The organism is Halomicrococcus pelagicus (assembly GCF_050954125.1).
In genome coordinates this window covers 95,796-115,437 of the sequence record NZ_JBPBWC010000010.1, presented here as the reverse complement: position 1 = coordinate 115,437, position 19,642 = coordinate 95,796, and the positions used below count along the sequence as shown (strand labels likewise).

The following is a 19,642-nucleotide window of genomic DNA, read 5'->3' as shown; positions in this document are numbered from 1 at the left end:
ACGCGCCGGAGCGACTCGACTCGTTCGCCGCTCTGCCGTCCGCGAAGGGTGACGGTCAAGACCCCGCTCCGCGTACGCGGAGACGATGATTCCGCTCCTGCACGACTTCGAGGGCGAGCGAGTGCTCGTCTTCGGCGGCGGGTCGGTCGGCCTCCGGAAGGTGCGCCGGTTCGCCGGCGAGGCCGAGGTGGTGGTCGTCGCGCCGGCGTTCGACGAGCGCGTCCCGGCGGCGGAGATGGTCCGCGCCAGCCCCGCGGCCGACGAGGACGCCGGAACGTCGACGGTGGCGGAGTGGTTCGACCGGGTCGAACCGGCCCTGGCGGTCGCGGCGACCGACGACGCGGCGGTGAACGCGGCGGTCGAGCGAGCGGCCCGGGAGCGCGGGGTGCTCGTGAACCGCGCCGACGAGTCGGGCGAGCGCGACGCCGGCAGCGTCGTCGTCCCGGCGACGGTGCGAGACGGGTCGGTGGTCGCGTCGGTCGCGACCGGCGGGCTGAGCCCCGCGCTGAGCAAGCATCTCCGGGAGCGCATCGAACCGGAACTCGACGGCGCGGGCCGGGTAGCGGAGGCGGCCGCCGAACTGCGAGGCGACCTGCGCGACCGACCGCCGGAGGAGCGACGTGACGCCCTCCGCGCGGTCGTCGACTCCGACCGCGTCTGGCGGGCGGCGCGCGAAGGAGAGGACGTCCGGGCGACGGCGGAACGGGTGGCAGAAGAAGCGCTCGACGGCTAGTCGGCGCGTTCGGGAACGCGTTCGCCCGGGTCGAAGGCCCGGAGCGCGGCGAGGCGGTCGGCGGCGTCGCCGTCGGCGAGAACCTTCCGCGCGAGTTCGACGCCGTCTGTCAGCGTCTCGACGTCGCTCCGGGCGTACATCCGGAAGGCGGCGTTGACGGCGACCGCGTCGGCGAACGCGCCGTCTCGCTCGCCGGACAGGACCGCCTCGGTGATGCGAGCGGAGTCGGCGCGCACGTCGGTCACTTCGAGCGCGGCGGTGTCGCCGTCGAGACCGAGCGTCGCCGTCTCTATCTCGTCGTCGCGGAACTCGCCGTCCCAGTCGGCGAACCGGGTCGTGCCGGGGCGCACGTCGTCGTACCCTTCCAGTCCCTGGAACGCGACGACGCGGTCGACGGACTGGTCGCTCTCGCGGAGCGCGCCGACCAGTTTCTTCGCGAACGAGAGGTGGAAGAAGCTCCCGAGGTGGGCGTCGGCGTCCGCCGGGTTCGCCAGCGTCTCGACCGTGTTCACGAACGAGCGCACGCCGAGGTTCCTGCGGGCGGGGAGCAGGGCGTCGACGCCAGGGTTGGCCCGCGACTGTGAATAGAAGCCGAAGCCGACCTCGTCCACCATCGCCGCGCTCGCCGCGGGCGCGAGGTCCGTCTCGACGCCGAGTTCGTCCAGCACGTGGCGGTAGACGACCCCCTCGCTTGCCGGAACGCGGTCGGCGCTGTGGACGACGACTGGCGTGCCGGCGGCCGCGGCGACGAGGCCCGACGCCACGCCGAGCAGAGCCGTGTCTGACTTGCCGTCGTAGTTCGCGCCGCAGTCGACGGGGTCGGCGTCCGGGCGCGCGACGTCGACCGAGCGCTCGCGCATGGCGTCGACGAAGCCGGCGAGTTCGGTCGGCGTGTTGCGCTTCCACCGGTTCGCCATCCAGAACGCGCCGAGCGTCTCCGGGGCGGGGTCGCCCGCCAAGATGTGCTCGAAGGCCTCCCGGGCCTGGTCGTAGCTCATGTCGTCGGCCGACCGCGGGCCGGAGCCGACCGCTTCGGTGAGGAGGCGCTTCAGCGGCCACTCGCCCGTCATTCGGACCCCTTGTCCGAGGCGGTGGCGTTCCACGGCCCGGCACGCGCGGCGGTCGCACCTTCGAGGCAGTCGACGACCTGGTCGCGCACGCCGACCACGTCGCCGAAGACGGTCGCCGCCGGCGGTTCGACGCCGACCTCGCCGCTGCGCTCGGCGATGGTGCCGACCGTCCCGGTGACGGTGAACTCCTCGTCGCAGGTCGCTTGCTCGACCACCGCGGCCGGCGTCTCCGCCGGCACGCCGTGCTCGCGCAGCGCCCGGGCGTTGTCCGCCATGCGCCCGACGCCCATCAAGACGACGAGCGTGCCACCGGCGACGACGCAGTCGGCGAGCGCCGACCAGTCGATGGCGCTCTCGTCCTTCGTCGGGTCCTCGTGGCCGGTGACGACCGTGAGGCTGGAGGCGTGCTCGCGGTGGGTCACCGGGATGCCGGCGACCTCCGGCGCGGCGATGGCGCTCGTGACGCCCGGCACCACCTCGAAGGGGATGCCTTCACGCGCGAGGTGTTCGACCTCCTCGCCGCCCCGGCCGAAGACGGTCGGGTCGCCGCCTTTCAGCCGGACCACGTCGTTTCCCTCCCGGGCCTTGCGGACCATCAGGCGGTTTATTTCCTCCTGGGTCGTCCGCTCGCCGTTCGGGTCCTTTCCAACGTCGATATGTTCCGTCGCGTCGGCGTAGCGGTCGACGACGTCGTCACCCACGAGCGCGTCGTGGAGGACGACGTCGGCGGTTTCGAGCACCCGCGCTGCCTTCACCGTCAGCAGTTCGGGGTCGCCCGGACCTGCGCCGACGAGGTACACCGTTCCCTGATACATAGTTAGCTCTCCTCGTTCGCGAAGCGCGTCTCGCGCAGGTAGCGTGCGCGGTAGCGGTTCGCGGGGTCGTTCACGTCGCCGGGGCGGACGCCCTCGACGCGGCCCTCGGCGGCCGCGTCCACGAGCGCCGATAGCTGCTCGTGCTCCTCCGACGTGAGCGTCAGTTCGCGCGTCGATTCCTCGTCCGTCGCCGCGAACTCCCGGGCCGCAGCGACGAACAGCGAGCAGGCCTCGCGACACGGGAACTCGCCGTCGCCGCGCGGCGCGTCCACGTCCGCGTCCGACGCTTCGTCCCACTCGCGGCGTTTCAGGCACTGCGAATCCGCACAGCAGGCGCGGGCCGCCCGGTCCAGCGCGTCGCCGGAGAGGTCGTCGACGTCCGCGTAGATGCCCGTCTGTCGGTCGGCCGTCTCGCGCCAGTGGGTCACGTCGAGGTCGCCCTCTCGTTCGCGGTGCCAGTTGGCGACCGTCGCCGGGTAGAACCAGTCGACGGCCCGAACGTAGTCGTCGCCCGAGAGGTCCACCAGCACCCACCCGGTCCGCAGCGTCGGCGCGGTCTTCAGCGGCCGGTACTCCCCCTCGGCGTCGTACTTCGCCAGTTCGCGCGCCTCGCGCGGGTCGGTCCGCTCGTCGAGGTCCGTGCGCTCGCTCTCGCGGTCGTCGACGTGGCGCAGTTCGTACCGGCGCTCGCCGTCCGCCCGCCGGACTGTCACCGCGAGCTGGCCCCACGTCCGCGTGACGCCGTCCGCGAGGGCGTCGTAGCGCGCGGGAACGGCGTCGTCCGGTTCCAGCCACCGGAGGAAAGCCCGGCGGTAGCCGCCGTGGCCCTCGACGACTCGCTCCCAGTGGTGCCAGTTGTCGACGTACGTCGCGTGGTCGCGGGCGACCGCGCGGAACTCGGCCTCCGTGAGGCCGACGCGACGGTCCTCGGGCGTCTCGAACGCGAGTCCGGCGTCTCGGTCGTCTCGCGCGACCCTCAGGCCGTCGAACGCGACGCCGTCCGCGGCCGCCGCGAGGAGTTCCTCAACCTTCGAGTCGCTCATCGTCCACCTCCGCGCCGACGTCCGCGGCGCGTTCGACCGCCACGTCCGCGACGAGCGGTTCCGTGCCGACCGCGCCGGCGTACCAGACCTCCCGGCCCTCGACCGTCGTCGGCACGTCGTAGTCGGCGTCGCCGCCCTCGGCGACCAGTCCCAGGTCCTCCGGGATGTCCTCGGTCGTGTGGTAGCCGTCCGCCACGAACAGCGGGACGACGACGAGCGACTCGCTGTCGAACTCGTCGTACAGGTCGTCGACGTACGGCGGTTCGTCCATGAACAGCGCCTGCACCTCCTCGAAGCGGTCGCGCTCGCGGATGCGGCGGACGTGGCGCTGGGTCGCGCGGGCGCTGTTCTCGTTGCGCTCGGTGCCGTGGCCGACGACCGCGACGCCGACGCCATCGCCTACGTCCGGGTCGCCGGTCACGCGTTCGACGCGGCGGACGACGACGTCCGTCATCGCGTCGTGCGTCCCGACCGGCGGCGCGTAGCGAACCGGAAATCCGACGTCCACGTCGCGGTCGTCGGTCAGTCGGAGTTCGCGAGGGAGCACCTGCTCGGTGAAGTACCCCTCGCTGACGAACAGGGGGACGACGTAGGCGGCGTCGCTCTCGACGGTGCGGAGCACCTCGGACAGCGACGGCTCCTCCTTCCAGAACGCCGTCCGAACCTCGTCGAACGCGCCGCGCTCGCGGACGGCGTCCGCGTGGTCGAACACCGGACGGTCCGACCGGGGGTTCAGGTGGGAGCCGTGGCCGGCGAGCACGAGCGCCTGCGTCGTCCCCTCGCCCATCAGCTTTCGCCCTCCAGCGTCCTGTCGGAGTCGGTCGCGGCGTCGCGTTCCGATTCCGAACCCCCGCTGCGGTTCTCGGAGAGGTGCTCCCATATCTCCGTGCAGCCACCGCCGTCCGCAACGTCCTGAAGGTGTTCGGTGTCCGCCGCACGGTCGCTCGCCGACCGTCGACCGGACCGGTCGTCGGCGTTCTCGCTCATCGACTCACCTCTGGCGTCGGCGATGCGTCCGGCAGCCGGTCGTCCAGATACGGACGCTCCTCGTCAGGGGTCGTCTCAGTTCTCATCGGCGTTTCGTAGAACGGAAACACGGATAAGGACGCCTCTACCCGTAAACGACGCCGTCGCTTCGAAATAGCGGCAAGACCGGTCGCCATCTCCGATGGCCCGAATTCGGCGATTCCCTTTCGAGCAGCGTCCATTCGCCCGCGAGCGGCGAGAACGGCCGAATTTCAGCGACGAGCACCGCGGCGGTCGTTGCGAGCGACGACGCGCTCAGGTGGCTCCCCCGCGAAGCAGTGAGCGTGACTGTCTCCCTCCGACTTCTGGACGAAGGAGCCTGGGTGAGCGTGAACGACTCGCGTGTCGTCGGCAACAGCGACGTGTGGCGACTCGCCGACCACGCCGTCTGTGACTGCGAGACGGCCTTCTTCGTCGTCGAGGTGTTCACCGAAACGGCCGTCGACGCCCGCAGCGTCGACGTGCGCGCGGGCGGTCGCTGCATCGGCTGCGGCGAGAGCGCGACGACCGACTGGCTCACCGTCGGCCGCGTCGACGACGGCGAATTCCGCCGCGTCGCGGTCGGCGGCGTCCACGTTCCAGGGTAATCGGTCGCGGTCGCCGGTTACCGGCGTCGCCGGCGAGGACCTCGAAAGAATTGCCGGTTTCGGGAAGTCAGGGAGAGGATTGACGGCAAGCGTGGGGGTATACCCGGCGACTCCGTAGTTGGCCTCATGCCGAGCGACGTCGAGAAGTGGAAAGACGAGGTGTACGGCGAGGAGATACGCGACCATCTCCGACGATTCGCCGAAGAGGGCTGGGAGGCCATCCCGGACGACGAACACGACGCGTGGTTCGAGCGGTTCAAGTGGTGGGGACTGTACCACCAGCGCGACGGACAGGAGAGCTACTTCATGATGCGCATCGGGCCGCCGAGCGGCGTGCTCGACCCAGGTCAGTTGCGCGTCATCGGCGAGATAGCGCGCGACTACGCCACCGGCCCGGCCGCGAATCCCGAGTTCGGGAACGGCTACGCCGACGTGACCACTCGGCAGGCGGTCCAGCTCCACTGGATAAACATCGAAGACGTCCCCGAGATATGGGACCGACTGGAGGAGGCCGGTCTCTCGACGAAGCAGGCCTGTGGCGACTCGTGGCGCAACATCGTCGGCTGTCCCGTCGCCGGCAAGGACGAACGCGAGTTCGTCGACGCCCTGCCCGTCGTCGACGACCTCCAGGAGAACCTCAAGGGCAACCCTGACTACGCGAACCTGCCCCGGAAGTGGAAAGTGTCCGTCACGGGCTGCCGGGAGGGCTGCGGCCAAGGGGACATCAACGACGTGGGCATCGAACCGGCGGAGAAGGAAATCGACGGCCAGCAGGTCCGCGGGTTCAACGTCCGCGTCGGCGGCGGTCTCGCGGGTCGGGAACCGCGGTTCGCCCGCGACATCGACGTGTTCGCCGAACCCGACGAGGTCGTCGACGTGCTGGGTGGCCTCTCCGGGCTGTTCCGCGACCACGGCAACCGCGACAACCGCCGGCGCGCCCGCATCAAGTTCCTCGTCGACGAGTGGGGGACCGAGAAGCTCCGGCGCGTCCTCCAAGACGACTACGTCGACTTCGAACTGAAGACGGCGGGGCGCGACCTCCGGGAGCAGTACTCCTACAACGCGGGCGTTCCGGAGGACCACGGCCACGCCGACCACGTCGGCGTCCACCGGCAGAACGACGGGAACTACTACGTCGGCCTGAACGTGCTCGTCGGCCGCGTCGGCGCGGAGGACTTGATAGAAATCGCCGACGTCGCCGAGAAGCACGGCTCCGGCGAGGCTCGGCTCACCCAGCGCCAGAACATCCTCCTGACGGACGTCCCCGAGGAGAACGTCGACGACCTCCTCGACGAGCCCGTCCTCGAGCACTACAGTCCGGACCCGCACCCCTTCCAGCGCGGCTCCATCGCCTGCACGGGCACGGAGTTCTGCTCGCTGTCCATCGTCGAGACGAAGAACCGACAGGTCCGGTTCTCGCGCTGGCTCGTCGACAACGTCGACCTGCCCGACGACGTGGAGAACTTCCACATCCACCTCTCGGGCTGTACGGCCTCCTGCGCCCAGCCCCAGATCGCGGACGTGAGCCTCCGCGGGATGAAGACGCGCAAGGACGGCGAACCGGTCGAGGCGCTCGACATCGGTCTCGGCGGCGGACTCGGCGAGAATCCGGCGTTCGCGGACTGGGTCCGCGAGCGCGTCGCGGTCGACGAGGTGCCCGGCGCGATACGGAACCTCGTCGAGGGGTACGCCGCCGAGCGGGGAGACGGCGAGACGTTCCGGGAGTTCGTCCAGGCTCGTGACGAGGAGACGCTGGCCGAACTCGTAGAGCCGGAGGAGACCTCCTACGACGATCCGTACATGCACAACACCAAGAAGACGTGGTACCCGTACGCCGACGACGACGGACTGGAGTCGAGTCCCGCGCCGAACAGCCCGGAGGACCAGCCCGTCTCGGGGGACGACTGAGATGGCCGACCGGGTGATGAGCGTCACCGCCTACACGACCTTCGACCTGCTCGACGCCGTCGCCGAGGGCCACGGCTGGACCGACGAGGCCGACGCCGTTCTGGACGTGAGCACGCCTCGCGTCGAGGACCCCGAGGTGGTGACGCTCCAGCTCGAACTTGACAACACGCAACTTGACAATCTGCCGGCCCACGCCGACACCGTGACGCTCTCCCCGGACCGCGCCCGCGAACTCGCCGCCGAACTCGAACGCTACGCCGACAAGGTCGAATCCTGACGGTCGCAATTCCCCGCCGACACCCCCGGCGTTGGATATAGCCGTATGTGGTTTACGAGTCGCTCGTCGGACGGCGTCGTGACGTCGACCGACGACTCCGTCACTCACCGGCACTCGTTTTTTGCCCGCATCGGACCCCCGACGACCGCTCCGTGCGAGAGACGGAACCGACGACCGGTCGTCGACACTCCATCGCCCACCCCGCCACACGTCGCCACACGGTCGACTACCAGACGACGCTCTTCACACCAGGCACGTAGCGGACTGCAGTCGCATTCCGGAGAGTGCGCACGGTCGACGTCGGGATGCCCCGACCGCCACCGGCCGAGGGACCGATTCCACGACCGTTCAACCGGGTGCGTGCTCGTGGCAACAATGACAGCGAACTCACTCGCCTCCTCAAACAGAGTCGCCCGTATTTCGACCGATGCTTCCATCTCTCCCAGCGCCGCCGAGAACCCTCTCACTCGCCGAGCACCAGCGCCGACGCCCTGACCGCTGGCCTCGACACCTCCGCCGAGCGACGCGCAGTTCGGAATCGAACCGAATCTCCCCGACGACCGTCCTCGTCGCCGTCGAGGTTATCGTCATTGCTGGTACTACGATGGGTGGTTAGAGAGTGCTGTTAACCGAGATAACAACCATATCCGGCAGCAGTGAGAGTACTAATTGAGGATATAAGTTCGCTTATCACGATTCGTGGGACAAGTTGAAGTGGAGGGGGTGAGATGCCCCGTTCATGCCCGACGACGGGACGGACCGCGCTGTCGTGAAGACCTACGTGCCGAAGTACCAAAAATCCGAGTGGAAGGCCCACGCCGACGACCTCGACATGAGCCAGAGCGAGTTCGTCAGGACGATGGTACAGGCGGGACGGCGGGGATTCGACCTCGGCTCTGCGGAACCCCCTGAAGGCGGTTCGAACCCTGGGGGTGACGGCCTCGAAGACGCCGTCCTCGACATCCTGGCCGACGAGCCGCTCTCGTGGGACGAGCTCGTCGAGCGACTGGCCGGGGACTTCGAGGACAGACTCGACGACGCGCTCGGCGACCTCCAGGACGAGAACCGCGTCCGGTACAGCGGACGCCACGGCGGGTACGTGCTCGTGGAGGTGAACGATGGCGAGTAGTCCGGCAGCGGGCGAGACGGACCCAGAGGACCCAGTGGGCTACTTCCTCCAGGACCTGGAGTTCCACGGCAAGAGCGAGCGCACTCGCGGGGCGTACGAACGCGTCCTCCGGGAGTTCGAGTCCTTCCTCGACGACCCCGACCGAAACCCCTCGGGGCGGGCCGTCGCACCCGGCGACTCGCGTCGCCGGGAGTGCATGGCCTGGATTCACACGCTCCGCGGCGAGAACGCCGAGAGCACGGTCGCCACCTACGCCTCCTATCTGCATCGGTTCTACGCCTACATGACCCAGGTCGGCGCGTTCGACTCGAACCCGATGGCGCTCGTCGTCGAGGAGATGCACGAATCCATCGACAAGGACCCGACGCGCCGCGAGATCTCGATTCCGCGGATGGCGGCGTTCGTCGACGGGATTCGCCATCCGCTGGAGCGAGCGTTCGTCGTCACGCTGCTGAAGACCGGGATGCGCGTCGGCGAACTCTGCAACCTCGACCTCCGGGACCTGAACCTCACCGACGAGGACGCACGCGCGACGTTCGAACTCGGCCAGCGCCCGCAACTGGACGGAAGACCGGACTCGCTGTACGTCGCAGCCGACGTCTCGCGCGGCGAGGTGGTCAACGGCGAGGAGCGCAGCGCCTCGAACAAGCGCAAGCGAGGGACCGTCGTTCCCGTGGACAACGAACTCCGGGCGACGCTGGTACGCTGGCTGGCGGTACGGCCGGACGCGCGGTCGCCCGCCGCCCCGCTGTTCGTTAGCACGAGCGGCGACTGGGGGTCCCGCGTCACGCCGAAGACCGTCCGACACGTCGTCGAACGCCACGCCCGGGAGGCAGGCTGGTACCGGACCGGCGGCGGCGCGGAGGAGAACGTCACGCCGCACTACTTTCGGCACTTCTTCACCACGCATCTCCGGGACCGGACCGGCGACCGGGGCATCGTCAAGTACCTCCGCGGCGACGTGGCGAGCGACATCATCGACACCTACACCCACAACTGGGGCGACCGGGTGCGTGAGGTGTACGAGGCGAACGTCTACTCGCTGCTGTAGTCCGAGACGAAGCTCGTAAATCGTATTCGCTATACTGAACTCGGTGCGAAGGTTCCGACCGCCGCCGTCCGCGCTGGAGAACTTCCGTTCGAATTCGGTGGGTGACGGACGTTGCGTGTCGAGTATGGGGTTCGTAAGGGCACCGAGGCCCATCGGTCCGCGGTACGAATCGCCCCTCCTGAATACCGACGGCCATCATTTCTCACGGTCGGGCGCTGGTCGCCGGTCTATATGCCGAGCCACTCGTCGTTCCGGATCTGGTACCCGTTCGCCCGACAGTACTTCGCCGCTTGCCGGCGTACAGCCCGGGACCCCGGAAGCTTTTCTTTGTCGCGAATTCGCTCGACGATCCAGTCGCTGATGGCCTGAATCCCTTCGTCGTCGTCGTCGGCGTCGATCGCTTTGAGTTCCCGAAGCGTCTTCTCGTAGGCTTCGAGCTGTGAGCCACGGAGATCAGCGTTCGGGAGCATCTCGCTGGCTTCCACGATCTGTTTCATGGCCGCGGCGACCGTCGGCCGCTGTACCCGCGCCCGGACAGCAGTGGGAGAACCGAACGTCTCCTCGTCCGTGTCCGGTACCAGTTCCTCGACGGTGTACGTCCCGTCGTCCGATTCGACCTCGCGGTCGCCGACCGCCGCGACGACGTCGGTCCCCGTCGCCGGAAATTCCAGAGATTCGAGTTCCGTCTCGAAAGCGGTGAGTTCTGCCTCGTCGACCGGTGGCTCCTTTTCGTCTTTGCGTTCCAGTTCCTCGGCCATGTCGCGCTCTCGCTGGCGTCTTTCGTCGTCGTGCGCTTTCTTGTCTCGGCTATTCTTGTTGTCTGCCATCCCCCATTTTAGGGTCTCTAATCGGATAGTCCTGTGGGGCAGCGAGACGGGGACTCCCGAACGTAATAGGGAGATATCGAGAATCAGGTTCAGCGAACGCCGCTCTACCGACCGACGGGGTCAGTGAAGCTCACTCGAACGTAACGAAGTCTTCGTGCTGCTCACCAGTCGTTCGCAGGAGTTCGGTTCGTGGTGCGCGACGAGCGCCGTCACCGGTCTTATTGGCGTGCTCGCTCTTGAATAGGTATGAGTGTCATCGCAGATTTCACCATTCCGGCCGAAGCGTTCACGCTCCAACGAGCACTGACAGCCGCCCCGGATATGACCGTCGAAGCGGAACGGTTGGCATCGCACAGTGCGGAGTGGGCACTTCCGTTTCTCTGGGCATCCAGTGGCGATTTCGAGCGGTTCCACGGGGCCATGCAGGACGACCCGACGGTCGCGAGCATGGCCGTCATCGAGGAGGCCGACAGCGACGTTCTGTACAAGATACACTGGAGCGATTCGGTTATCGAATTGGTCAACGAGATGATCGACCAGGAGGCGACCATCCTGGAAGCGCAGGCACAAGCTCCGAACTGGTGGCTCAGACTGCGATTTTCCGAGGAGAAACAGGTTTCGTCGTTCCACGACCACTTCGCGGAGAGAGGCCACCGATTCGAGGTCGGGAAAGTCTACCATCCGTCCGCTCCGCGGCAACGCAAATACGGGTTGACCACGGAACAGCGCGACACCTTGGTCGCGGCTTCGCGGAAGGGCTATTTCAGCGTGCCGCGTGACCTCTCGACCGAAGAACTGGCCGACGTCCTCGGCGTCTCGTCGAACGCCGTCTCCCAGCGGATACGGCGTGCCTGTGCGAATCTCGTTCAGCATACCCTGATGGTCGGGACCGACGAGGAGGAGTGACCGTCACGTATCGGGTGCTGTCTACGCGGACGCCGAACCCCGGAACCGTCGCGTTCGTGGCGCGCCTCTCCCACCCTCGCAGACGCGCACTTCGTGGAGTCCCGCCGAAGGTGTCGCTCGACCTCGGAGGGGCCGACCCTCTGCGGAACAGCGCGGACTGTGAGACGAATCGGCTGCCTTGCACCTCGCGGATCGAACGCGGGCACTGCCGCGGTGGCTTCGCGAGCGCGAAATCCGTCGGTTCACCGTCAACGTGGCCGAAGCCGTCGGTCGGACGGCGTCTCGCACGCGTCGTATGAATCGTATTTCGCTATACCAAATTGCTGGGCGGTCGAATGCCGAACGTTCGAAAAAACACCCGGAGAGGGCACCGCAGCCGAGTTCGGAGGGTTCGGTCCGCGCACGGTCCGGACAGCGACGCCGGCGCGGCGAAACGGAGTCGCGGTCAGTCCTGGGCCGCCTCGGCCGACTGGCCGTGTTCTATCTCGGTTCCGAGTACGTCGAGGAACTGGGCGATCCACTCGACGTGGTCGCCCCAGTCGCGGCCGGTGACGAGGTTGCCGTCGGTCGTGACGCCGTCGTAGTACTCGCCGCCGGCGTCCTCCACGTCGTGCTGGAGGGCGGGATACGCCGAACAGGTCCGGCCCTCGACGACGTCGGCCGCGGCGAGAATCTGTGCGGCGTGGCAGATGGCCGCGATGGGTTTGTCCGCCTCGTCGAAGTGACGGACCACGTCGAGGACCTCGTCGTAGGTCCGGAGGTACTCCGGCGCGCGACCGCCGGGGAGAACGAGTCCGTCGTACTCCGCCGGGTCCACGTCGTCGAGCGACGCCGTCAGCGCGAAGTCGTGGCCGCGGGACTCGACGTACGTCTGGTCGCCGCGGAAGTCGTGGACCGCCGTCTTGACCGTCTCGTCGCTCCCCTTCTCCGGACAGACGGCGTCCACCTCGTGGCCCACCGCCTGGAGCGCCTGGAACGGTACCATGATCTCGTAGTCCTCGCCGAAGTCGCCAACTATCATCAGCAGTTGCTTGCCGGGCATGCCGGACGGACGTACGTGAGACGGTAGCATATACGTGGCGGTGGCCGAATCGCGAGAATCGACGGACGGACGGACGGACGACGACGGCCGGAGCGACGCCGCGTTCCGTCGAATCTGAACGCTCAAGTTCGCCGGGGAGCTACCGACTGCCAATGAGCGACCCGCAGGAGCACGAGGGCTTCACGTTCGACGACGTGAGCGTCGTGATGGGGACGTACAACGAGGAGGAGGCTATCGATGCAGTGCTCTCGGACGTGGAGCGCGTGACGGACGGGCGGGCCGAGATGGTGTGCGTCGACGGTTCTACGGACCGGACGCCGGAGATAGCTCGGGAGCACGGCGCGCGGGTCATCCGCCAGGAGCCGGAGGGGTACGGCGTCGCGGTACGAGCGGCGCTGCTGGCGGCCGAACGTCCGGTCGTCGTCACTACCGACTGCGACGACACCTACCCGATGGAGCAGTTGCCGGCGTTCCTCGACGCCATAAACGAGGGGTACGACGTGGTCAGCGGCGACCGCCTCTACTACGGCGCGCAGGCGATGCCGGAGCTGAACCGCTGGGGGAACCGGGCGTTCGCGGCGCTGGCGAGTCTACTGCTCGGCGAACGCGTCCACGACACGACGACCGGGATGCGCGCCTATCGGAAGGAGGTCTTCGAGCACATCTCGTGGACGGAGAACACCGGCCTCTCGGCGGAACTCCTCGTCAGGCCGCTCGTACGCGGGTACCGCGTCAAGGAGATTCCCATCGCGTACGACGAGCGGCTGGGGGAGACGAAACTCGACCCCCTCTCCGGCGGCGCCGCCATCGCGAAGTCCATCGCCAAGGTCGCACTCCAGGAGCGACTCCGGCGCATCGTCAGGGGTCCGTCTCCACCGTCGCGTTGACGAAGGCACCGTCCAGCGTCGTCTCGCCCGGCAGGTAGGTTCCCTCGCGCCCGCAGTGGACCGTCAGCCGGCAGAGCCGTTCCTCCGGGGGCCAGAGCGTCCGAACCGTCCCGTTCGCCGCCAGCATCGACGCCTCCAGTCGGTAGGTGAACGTCGACCCGCCGGGCTGGACGACGGTCACGGCGAGCGACACCCTCTCCGCGCCGTCGACGGGCACGCGCGTCCGTCCCGTCTCCGTGAGGTTTGCGCCGACGGCGTCGACGACCCGGGCTCCGTCGGGCGTGACGACCCACGTCAGCGTCGCGCGGTCGTCGCCGGTTCGGGTCAGCGAGTAGGTCGCCGCCCGGTCGCCGGCTTCGAGTCGGACATTGACGCCGCGGGTGTCGTCGGGAATCCCGACGGTCGTCGTCACGCGAACGCGCTCGCCCTCCCGGACGCGGAGACGCTGGAGTGCGGGCGTCACCGTCGCGTCGGCGGCCGGCGACCACCGTCCGCGGTAGGTGTACCGGTAGAGCTTCCGGTCGTCGTAGGCGTCGACGATGCGGAAGTCGCCCGCTGCACCGCGGTCCTGGACGTACACCACGTCGCCGCGCAGCGACGGGTCGTTTCGCAACGCCTGGAACGGATGGTTGAGCCAGTCGCCGTACGGCGTCGGAACGAACACGAGGGCGTTCGAGAGGTCGCGTCGCTCGAACGGCTGGTAGGCCGCGGCGTGCTTCTCCGAGAGGTCCGCGTTGGCCGAGACGGGCCGCGAGACAGCGCGCTGTTCGGCGACGGCGAGGACCGGCGCGGCGACCAGCAGCAGTGCGAGGAGGACGGCCCGGGTCTGCGAGCGGTCGAGGCGAGCGCGAACCAGCCTGCGGACGCGAGACGCGAGGGCCACGGTTCCGCTGGCAGCGAACGCCGAGAGGGGGAGCAGCAGGTCGAAGTGGTAGAACGGACCGAACAGCGCGATGAAGCCGTCCCCGGGATTATCCAGTTCCGCGAGGACGTTGAGATTCCCCCAGAAGTAGACGTTGCCGGCGACGACCGAGAGGAGGAGGCCGGCGAAGACGGCCCGGAGTTCGAGGTCCGAGAGGCCGGGACGGCCGGTCGTTCCGAGGCCGGACCACGTGGCCCTCGCGCGCGCGACGAACGTTCCAAGGCCGGCGGCGGCGAGGAGGGTGCCGAGGGGCGCGGCGACGGTCCACTGGGTGGCGAACGACCACAGCACGCGGGCGTTCGCCCGGAGCGCGAGCAGCGGCGTGTAGTCGCGCTCGTACCCGAGCAGTTCGCGGCGACCGAAGCCGAGGCCGTCGTGCGGCGCGAACGCGGCGTAGGGGAACCGGAGCACCGACCCAGTGACGTGCCAGTTGTACGCGAGCGTGACCCCGACCCAGGTGAGCCCCAGCGCCGAGACGACGGCGTAGCGGCCCGCGATTCGGCGGAACGTTGGGGAGTCGAACAGCGACGAGGGATTGCGAAGCGAGCGGTCGGCCGGCCGCGCGCGGGCGAGTTCCAGCAGGGCGTGCGCGGCGAAGGGAACGACGAACAGGACCGCGGTGTACGGCCGTGCGAAGAACGCGAGACCGACGAAGCAACCGGCGAGCGCGGCCCACCGGCGGTCGTCCCGGCGGACCGCCCGGACGTACGCGGCGGCGAACGCGAGGTTCAGCATCGTCGTCGGCGCGTACGGGAGGAAGGTGGCGGACGTGATGAGGAAGAGCGGCGTCCCGAGCAGGGCGATTCCGGCCAGCAGGCCGGTTCGGGTGTCGAAGGCGTCGCGGGTCAGCGCGACGACGAGCGCGGCGTTGGCGGCGGCGACGCCGGCGAGCGCGTAGCGGTAGCTCCCGGCGAGTTTCCCGAGCGCGAAGACGGCGGCCGGGACAGGGGTGTACTTCGAGTACATGCGGTCGCCGTCGACGACGAAGAACCAGGGGCGGAAGGCGTCGGGAAACGGCGTCCGGAGGAACAGCCGACCGTGGAGCAACATGGCGGCCTGCTGGAGGTAGACGCCCTCGTCGTGGTTGACCGAGAGGTAGGGGAAGACGGTGGTCGAGAGCCAGAGGACGACGACGGCCGCGGGCAGGCCGACCGCGAGGGGAACGGCGACTGCGCGGAGAGTGCGATCGACGCGCGGTCGGCCGGTCGGCTCCCTGAGTGCGCGCCGTAGGTTCATCAGTCGGCTTCGGGGGCGCGAGCCTGGGTCTCGCGCTGGCCGCGGGGGAACCACGCGAGGTCGTGGTCCGCGGCGAGTTCGACGTTCACGGGCGTGTCGAGCGGAATCTGCCGGTCGTGGTTGTGCATGCACTGGAGCACGTCGGCGTCGTCGTCATCGTCGCCGGCATCGAGTTCGACCCGGTAGAGCACGGTCGGGCCGAGGTACCGCCGGTAGGTGACGCGGCCGTCCGCTACGTCGGCGTCGGCGGGGACAGCTTCCAGATCGTCCGGGCGGACGAGCACGTCGACGCGGGTCTTGTCGTACTGGCTCGCGAGGCCGTGAATCTGGTCGCGCGGGATGGGCCCGACGCCGGTCAGCACCTCGTCGCCGTCGACGTACCCCGAGAGGAAGCCGGCGTGGCCGAGGAAGGAGGCGACGAACCGCGACTCCGGATGCTGAAACACTTGTTCCGGCGCACCGACCTGCTCTATCTCGCCGCCGTTCATCACGGCGACCCGGTCGCTGATGGACATTGCCTCCTCCTGGTCGTGGGTGACGGAGACGGCGGTCACCCCCGCTTCCTTCAGGATGCGCCGCACCTCCTCGCGCATCTCGACGCGGAGGTCGACGTCGAGGTTCGAGAACGGCTCGTCCAGCAGGAGGATGTCGGGTTCGGGCGCGAGCGAGCGCGCGAGCGCGACCCGCTGCTGCTGGCCGCCCGACAGTTCGTCGGGGTAGCTGTCGCGGTGACTGTGGAGGCCGACAAGGTCGAACATCTCGTCGACGCGGCGTTCGCGCTCGGCGTCGGAGACGTCCGTCAGCCCGAACGCGACATTCTCCTCGGCCGTCAGGTGGGGGAACAGCGCGAACTCCTGGAAGACGACGCCGATGCCGCGCTGCTCGGGGGCGACGAACGAGCCGTTCCCGGCGACGGCGCTGCCGTTTAGCACCACCTCGCCGCCGTCCGGGCGTTCGAGACCGGCGACGAGCCGCAGGGTCGTCGTCTTGCCACAGCCGGATGGGCCGAGCAGGGTCAGTATCTCGCCGTCGCGCACGGACAGCGAGAGGTCGTCGATGACGCGCGGTCCGCCGCCGTAGCGTTTGACCACGTCGTGGAGTTCGAGCACCGTCTCGCTCGACGGTCGGTCGTCGGTCGGTACGTTCTCGGGGCCGCTTGCGAGTTGACTATCTGACATCGTATCCCTCCCGTGAGAGTATCACGAGCATCGAGAGTCCGGAGACGACCAGCAGGACGAGCGCGGGCACCGCGGCCGCGCCGAAGTGGCCCGCCTTCTGTGCCTGCCAGATGAACGTCGACAGCGTGTCGAAGCCGATGGGCCGCAACAGCAGGGTCGCCGGCAGTTCCTTCATCGTCGTCAGGAAGACGAGCGCCGCCCCGCCGAGGAGTCCCGGCGCGATGAGAGGCAGCGTGACCGCCCGGAACGCACCGACCGTGGTGCGGCCGAGCGTCCGGGCCGCCTCCGGCAACTGCGGGTTCACCGTCAGGAACGACGCCCGCGTCGACCCGACCGACTGGGGCAGAAAGCGGACGACGTAGGCGAACACCAGCAGCGGGACGGTCTTGTACAGCGGCGTGGCGTAGCGGTTGCCGAAGTACACGAGCGCCAGCCCCAGGACGACCCCCGGCACCGCGTAGCCGACGTACGAAAGGCGCTCGTACGCGTCAGTGAGCACGGAGTCGTGACGGGCGGCGAGGTACGCGACGGGCAGGCCTGCCAGCGTCGCGGCCAGCGCCGCCAGGGCGGCGACGTAGACGGAGTTGGTGACGTACTGCCACTCGAACTCGAGCGTCGTGGCGTACTCGGAACCGCCGCCGACCAGCCACAGCGCGAGGATGGCGAGCGGTACCGCGAGCGCCAGACCAGCGACGAGCGCGGGGAACGCCATCGCGGGCCACCGCCAGCGGCCGAGTCGCACCCGGTCGTCCGCTCGGCCGCTCTGCCGACCGGCGTCACGCTCCTCGCCCCGGATGCGGGACTCGACGGCGAGGATGACCAGCGTCCCCGCGACCAGGACGAGCGAGAGCAGGGAGGCGTAGTCCCGGCCTATCTGCTGTTCGACGTAGATGACGCGAGTGAACACGTCGAACTGCATGATAGCCGGCGTGCCGAAGTCCGACAGCGCGTACAGTGCGACCAGCAGGCTCCCGGCCGCGATGGCGGGCTGGACCTGCGGGAGCGTGACGCGCTTGAACGCGTCCCAGCGCGAGTGGTCGAGCGTGCGCGCGGCTTCGACCAGCGTCGTGTCCAGGGACTTCAGCGAGGCGCGCGTCGTGATGTAGACGTAGGGGTAGGTGTACAGCGTCAGTACGAGCAGCGCACCCTCGAAGCCGTAGACGGCCGGCAGCGACTCGACGCCGAAGGGTGTGAGTAGCTGCTGGAGTTCGCCGCGAGGACCGAACGCCGAGACGAACGCGAACGCGCCGATGTAGCTCGGGATGACCAGCGGGAGCGACACCGCGACGGTCCAGAACCGCCGAAACGGCAGGTCGGTCCGGACGGTCAGGTACGCCAGCGGCACCGCGAGCAGAATCGACGCGCCCGTGACGCCGACGACCAGCAGCGCGCTGTTGAGAAGCACCTGGACGGTGCGCGAACTGGTCAGCAGTTCCAGGGCGCGGGCCTGCCCCACGCCCGCGGCCATGCCGACGAGCCACAGGAGCGGTAGCAGGACGGCGGCCGACACCACACCACCGAGCAGGACGAGGCCCAGGGGTAGCTCGCGCAACCCCGAACGCTCGCTCGTCCGCTCGGTTTCGGCGTTCATGTCAGAGGAGTCCGACCTCTCGAAGAAGGTCGAGCGTCGGTTTCAGCTTCGAGAGCTGGCCGAGGTCGAGGTTTGCCGGCGGTTCGAGTTCGTCGATGGTCGGCAGACGGCCGAGCGGTTGGACTTCGGGAATCAGCGGGTACTCGTAGGTCTTCACGGCGAAGTACTCCTGGGCCTCGGCCGACAGCAGGTGGCGAACGAAGTTCGACGCCAGTTGCTTCTTGCCGGTCGTGTTCACCACGGCCGCACCCGCGACGTTGAACATCGACCCCGCGTCGTTCTTCGTGAACGCGGTGCCGATGGAGGCGTTCTTGTTCCCGGCGAGTACGCGCTGGATGTAGTAGTGGTTCGTGAACCCCGCCTTGATTTCGCCGCGGGCGACCGCCTGCGCGACGAGGAACTCGTCGGAGTAGTTCTTGACGATCTTCTTGCGTTTCATCGCCTGGAGCCACTGCTTGGTCTTCTGCCGGCCGTTCAGCAGGCGCATCGCGGTGACGAACGCCTGGAACGAACCGTAGGATGGTGCCCACCCCATCTTGCCGTCGAACTTCTTCTGGTTCGGGAACGCGAAGATGTCGTTCGGAATCGCTCTCTCGTCGAACGCGTTCGTGTTGAACGGAACGGACCGCGCGCGCCCGGAGGTACCGACCCACTTGCCCTGGGGGTCGTGGAACCGCTCGTCGACCATGGTCAACACGTCCTTCGGGAGCTTCGTCGTTCGACCGGCCTCCGAGAGCATCCCCAGCGACCCCGCGTTGACGGAGTAGAACACGTCGGCGGGGCTGTTTTTCCCCTCGGTCTGGATCTGCTGGACGAGTTCGGTCGAGCCGCCGTACTGCGTCTTGACCTCGAAGCCGTCGTAGAGGTTCTCGATGAACCCGATGAGTTCGCCGACGAGCGCCTGTCCGCGCCCCGAGTAGAGAGTTAGCTTGCCCTTCAGGTCCGGCATCTCCTGCATCGACGTGCCGCCGGGTGGCCCGCGGTTGCCGAACGGCGACCGTCCCGAGCCTATCTGGCCCGCGACGTCGGTGCTGTTGTTTCCGCCCCCACCGCCGCCGCCGTCGCTGCCGTCCATCAGTCCGCCGAGACAGCCGGCCGTCGCGCCGACGGCACCGGCACCAACTGCGGCCAGAAACCGGCGGCGACCCCCGTCGTTGCCTTCGTAGCCAGCGGAGTCGCGTCGCTCCATACCATAGATTAGGCCGGCCTAAAGTGTTTATACCTACCGGTTTATTCCGTGGACCGGACGCGAGCGGCGGTTCGCACCGGACAGGAAGAACCCGTCGGTCGAGGGAGTCGACTGCCGTCGACCGCCGCCTCGTCGTCGCCGGCACGGGCGCGGTCAACCACGGCGTCACCCCGCGCGGAACCGGAGTCGTCGAGTCGAGGTTCGCCGATGGAAGCGACGTGGACC

General features: G+C 68.6%; 19 protein-coding genes. 8 read left to right on the top strand and 11 right to left on the bottom strand.

Features of this window, described 5'->3' with window-relative positions:
- Nucleotides 1-85: 85 nt before the first annotated feature.
- A complete protein-coding gene (locus tag ACRYA2_RS17260; protein WP_433630830.1) occupies nt 86-733 on the top strand; it encodes a precorrin-2 dehydrogenase/sirohydrochlorin ferrochelatase family protein in 648 nt (215 codons plus the stop codon).
- On the opposite strand, the gene ACRYA2_RS17255 is transcribed toward ACRYA2_RS17260, so the two are convergent.
- The 5 genes from ACRYA2_RS17255 to ACRYA2_RS17235 are packed head-to-tail and all read right to left on the bottom strand — an operon-like array spanning nt 730 to nt 4,648.
- Nucleotides 730-1,803, bottom strand: coding sequence for an anthranilate phosphoribosyltransferase (locus ACRYA2_RS17255; RefSeq protein WP_433630828.1), 1,074 nt, complete (start codon nt 1,801-1,803; stop codon nt 730-732). The genes ACRYA2_RS17260 and ACRYA2_RS17255 overlap by 4 nt on opposite strands.
- The gene (gene cobA, locus ACRYA2_RS17250) at nt 1,800-2,618 is read right to left on the bottom strand and encodes a uroporphyrinogen-III C-methyltransferase (RefSeq protein ID WP_433630826.1); all 819 of its coding nucleotides are present in this window, start codon (nt 2,616-2,618) and stop codon (nt 1,800-1,802) included. Before cobA ends, ACRYA2_RS17255 begins: the two co-directional genes overlap by 4 nt.
- Before the next feature lie 2 nt (nt 2,619-2,620).
- The gene (locus ACRYA2_RS17245; protein ID WP_433630824.1) at nt 2,621-3,661 is read right to left on the bottom strand and encodes a DR2241 family protein; all 1,041 of its coding nucleotides are present in this window, start codon (nt 3,659-3,661) and stop codon (nt 2,621-2,623) included.
- Nucleotides 3,642-4,448 (bottom strand): CbiX/SirB N-terminal domain-containing protein, encoded by an 807-nt coding sequence (locus ACRYA2_RS17240; protein WP_433630821.1) that lies wholly within the window; start codon nt 4,446-4,448, stop codon nt 3,642-3,644. The genes ACRYA2_RS17245 and ACRYA2_RS17240 overlap by 20 nt, the downstream gene beginning before the upstream one ends.
- The gene (locus ACRYA2_RS17235; RefSeq protein ID WP_433630818.1) at nt 4,448-4,648 is read right to left on the bottom strand and encodes a hypothetical protein; all 201 of its coding nucleotides are present in this window, start codon (nt 4,646-4,648) and stop codon (nt 4,448-4,450) included. The genes ACRYA2_RS17240 and ACRYA2_RS17235 overlap by 1 nt, the downstream gene beginning before the upstream one ends.
- Before the next feature lie 317 nt (nt 4,649-4,965).
- Between ACRYA2_RS17235 and ACRYA2_RS17230 the strand changes: the two genes are divergently transcribed.
- The 5 genes from ACRYA2_RS17230 (at nt 4,966) to ACRYA2_RS17210 (ending at nt 9,639) form a co-directional block, all read left to right on the top strand.
- Nucleotides 4,966-5,274 (top strand): DUF8134 family protein, encoded by a 309-nt coding sequence (locus ACRYA2_RS17230; RefSeq protein ID WP_472850131.1) that lies wholly within the window; start codon nt 4,966-4,968, stop codon nt 5,272-5,274.
- A 126-nt stretch (nt 5,275-5,400) separates the two neighbouring features.
- Nucleotides 5,401-7,182, top strand: a complete 1,782-nt coding sequence (locus ACRYA2_RS17225; RefSeq protein WP_433630813.1) for a nitrite/sulfite reductase — start codon at nt 5,401-5,403, stop codon at nt 7,180-7,182.
- Nucleotide 7,183: 1 nt separating this feature from the next.
- Nucleotides 7,184-7,459 (top strand): DUF6360 family protein, encoded by a 276-nt coding sequence (locus ACRYA2_RS17220; protein WP_433630810.1) that lies wholly within the window; start codon nt 7,184-7,186, stop codon nt 7,457-7,459.
- A gap of 739 nt (nt 7,460-8,198) precedes the next feature.
- Nucleotides 8,199-8,588 (top strand): DUF5805 domain-containing protein, encoded by a 390-nt coding sequence (locus ACRYA2_RS17215; RefSeq protein WP_433630808.1) that lies wholly within the window; start codon nt 8,199-8,201, stop codon nt 8,586-8,588.
- Nucleotides 8,578-9,639, top strand: coding sequence for a tyrosine-type recombinase/integrase (locus ACRYA2_RS17210; RefSeq protein ID WP_433630805.1), 1,062 nt, complete (start codon nt 8,578-8,580; stop codon nt 9,637-9,639). The genes ACRYA2_RS17215 and ACRYA2_RS17210 overlap by 11 nt, the downstream gene beginning before the upstream one ends.
- Before the next feature lie 227 nt (nt 9,640-9,866).
- On the opposite strand, the gene ACRYA2_RS17205 is transcribed toward ACRYA2_RS17210, so the two are convergent.
- Nucleotides 9,867-10,466, bottom strand: a complete 600-nt coding sequence (locus ACRYA2_RS17205) for a DUF5789 family protein (RefSeq protein ID WP_433630803.1) — start codon at nt 10,464-10,466, stop codon at nt 9,867-9,869.
- Nucleotides 10,467-10,712: 246 nt separating this feature from the next.
- Between ACRYA2_RS17205 and ACRYA2_RS17200 the strand changes: the two genes are divergently transcribed.
- Nucleotides 10,713-11,372: a helix-turn-helix domain-containing protein gene (locus tag ACRYA2_RS17200; RefSeq protein ID WP_433630800.1), complete on the top strand. Its 660-nt coding sequence runs from the start codon at nt 10,713-10,715 to the stop codon at nt 11,370-11,372.
- Nucleotides 11,373-11,817: 445 nt separating this feature from the next.
- Here ACRYA2_RS17200 and ACRYA2_RS17195 read toward each other — a convergent pair whose 3' ends face one another.
- Nucleotides 11,818-12,414, bottom strand: a complete 597-nt coding sequence (locus tag ACRYA2_RS17195) for a DJ-1/PfpI family protein (protein ID WP_433630798.1) — start codon at nt 12,412-12,414, stop codon at nt 11,818-11,820.
- A gap of 152 nt (nt 12,415-12,566) precedes the next feature.
- Between ACRYA2_RS17195 and ACRYA2_RS17190 the strand changes: the two genes are divergently transcribed.
- Nucleotides 12,567-13,301 (top strand): dolichyl-phosphate hexose transferase, encoded by a 735-nt coding sequence (locus tag ACRYA2_RS17190; protein ID WP_433630796.1) that lies wholly within the window; start codon nt 12,567-12,569, stop codon nt 13,299-13,301.
- Here the strand turns inward: ACRYA2_RS17190 and ACRYA2_RS17185 are convergent.
- From ACRYA2_RS17185 to ACRYA2_RS17170, 4 genes are read right to left on the bottom strand one after another with little or no spacing between them, the layout of a single operon-like run.
- Nucleotides 13,273-15,459, bottom strand: a complete 2,187-nt coding sequence (locus ACRYA2_RS17185) for a DUF7846 domain-containing protein (RefSeq protein WP_433630794.1) — start codon at nt 15,457-15,459, stop codon at nt 13,273-13,275. The genes ACRYA2_RS17190 and ACRYA2_RS17185 overlap by 29 nt on opposite strands.
- Nucleotides 15,459-16,637, bottom strand: coding sequence for an ABC transporter ATP-binding protein (locus ACRYA2_RS17180; protein WP_433630791.1), 1,179 nt, complete (start codon nt 16,635-16,637; stop codon nt 15,459-15,461). Before ACRYA2_RS17180 ends, ACRYA2_RS17185 begins: the two co-directional genes overlap by 1 nt.
- Nucleotides 16,627-18,228, bottom strand: a complete 1,602-nt coding sequence (locus ACRYA2_RS17175) for an ABC transporter permease (RefSeq protein WP_433630788.1) — start codon at nt 18,226-18,228, stop codon at nt 16,627-16,629. The genes ACRYA2_RS17180 and ACRYA2_RS17175 overlap by 11 nt, the downstream gene beginning before the upstream one ends.
- 1 nt (nt 18,229) lies before the next feature.
- The gene (locus tag ACRYA2_RS17170) at nt 18,230-19,417 is read right to left on the bottom strand and encodes an extracellular solute-binding protein (RefSeq protein WP_433630785.1); all 1,188 of its coding nucleotides are present in this window, start codon (nt 19,415-19,417) and stop codon (nt 18,230-18,232) included.
- Nucleotides 19,418-19,642: the final 225 nt, after the last annotated feature.

What these genes read in the sequence shown, in the direction of transcription:
- ACRYA2_RS17260 (WP_433630830.1), top strand. Translation starts at nt 86, where the DNA reads ATGATTCCGCTCCTGCACGACTTCGAGGGCGAGCGAGTGCTCGTCTTC.
- ACRYA2_RS17255 (WP_433630828.1), bottom strand. Translation starts at nt 1,803, where the DNA reads ATGACGGGCGAGTGGCCGCTGAAGCGCCTCCTCACCGAAGCGGTCGGC.
- cobA (WP_433630826.1), bottom strand. Translation starts at nt 2,618, where the DNA reads ATGTATCAGGGAACGGTGTACCTCGTCGGCGCAGGTCCGGGCGACCCC.
- ACRYA2_RS17245 (WP_433630824.1), bottom strand. Translation starts at nt 3,661, where the DNA reads ATGAGCGACTCGAAGGTTGAGGAACTCCTCGCGGCGGCCGCGGACGGC.
- ACRYA2_RS17240 (WP_433630821.1), bottom strand. Translation starts at nt 4,448, where the DNA reads ATGGGCGAGGGGACGACGCAGGCGCTCGTGCTCGCCGGCCACGGCTCC.
- ACRYA2_RS17235 (WP_433630818.1), bottom strand. Translation starts at nt 4,648, where the DNA reads ATGAGCGAGAACGCCGACGACCGGTCCGGTCGACGGTCGGCGAGCGAC.
- ACRYA2_RS17225 (WP_433630813.1), top strand. Translation starts at nt 5,401, where the DNA reads ATGCCGAGCGACGTCGAGAAGTGGAAAGACGAGGTGTACGGCGAGGAG.
- ACRYA2_RS17220 (WP_433630810.1), top strand. Translation starts at nt 7,184, where the DNA reads ATGGCCGACCGGGTGATGAGCGTCACCGCCTACACGACCTTCGACCTG.
- ACRYA2_RS17215 (WP_433630808.1), top strand. Translation starts at nt 8,199, where the DNA reads ATGCCCGACGACGGGACGGACCGCGCTGTCGTGAAGACCTACGTGCCG.
- ACRYA2_RS17210 (WP_433630805.1), top strand. Translation starts at nt 8,578, where the DNA reads ATGGCGAGTAGTCCGGCAGCGGGCGAGACGGACCCAGAGGACCCAGTG.
- ACRYA2_RS17205 (WP_433630803.1), bottom strand. Translation starts at nt 10,466, where the DNA reads ATGGCAGACAACAAGAATAGCCGAGACAAGAAAGCGCACGACGACGAA.
- ACRYA2_RS17200 (WP_433630800.1), top strand. Translation starts at nt 10,713, where the DNA reads ATGAGTGTCATCGCAGATTTCACCATTCCGGCCGAAGCGTTCACGCTC.
- ACRYA2_RS17195 (WP_433630798.1), bottom strand. Translation starts at nt 12,414, where the DNA reads ATGCCCGGCAAGCAACTGCTGATGATAGTTGGCGACTTCGGCGAGGAC.
- ACRYA2_RS17190 (WP_433630796.1), top strand. Translation starts at nt 12,567, where the DNA reads ATGAGCGACCCGCAGGAGCACGAGGGCTTCACGTTCGACGACGTGAGC.
- ACRYA2_RS17185 (WP_433630794.1), bottom strand. Translation starts at nt 15,459, where the DNA reads ATGAACCTACGGCGCGCACTCAGGGAGCCGACCGGCCGACCGCGCGTC.
- ACRYA2_RS17180 (WP_433630791.1), bottom strand. Translation starts at nt 16,637, where the DNA reads ATGTCAGATAGTCAACTCGCAAGCGGCCCCGAGAACGTACCGACCGAC.
- ACRYA2_RS17175 (WP_433630788.1), bottom strand. Translation starts at nt 18,228, where the DNA reads ATGAACGCCGAAACCGAGCGGACGAGCGAGCGTTCGGGGTTGCGCGAG.
- ACRYA2_RS17170 (WP_433630785.1), bottom strand. Translation starts at nt 19,417, where the DNA reads ATGGAGCGACGCGACTCCGCTGGCTACGAAGGCAACGACGGGGGTCGC.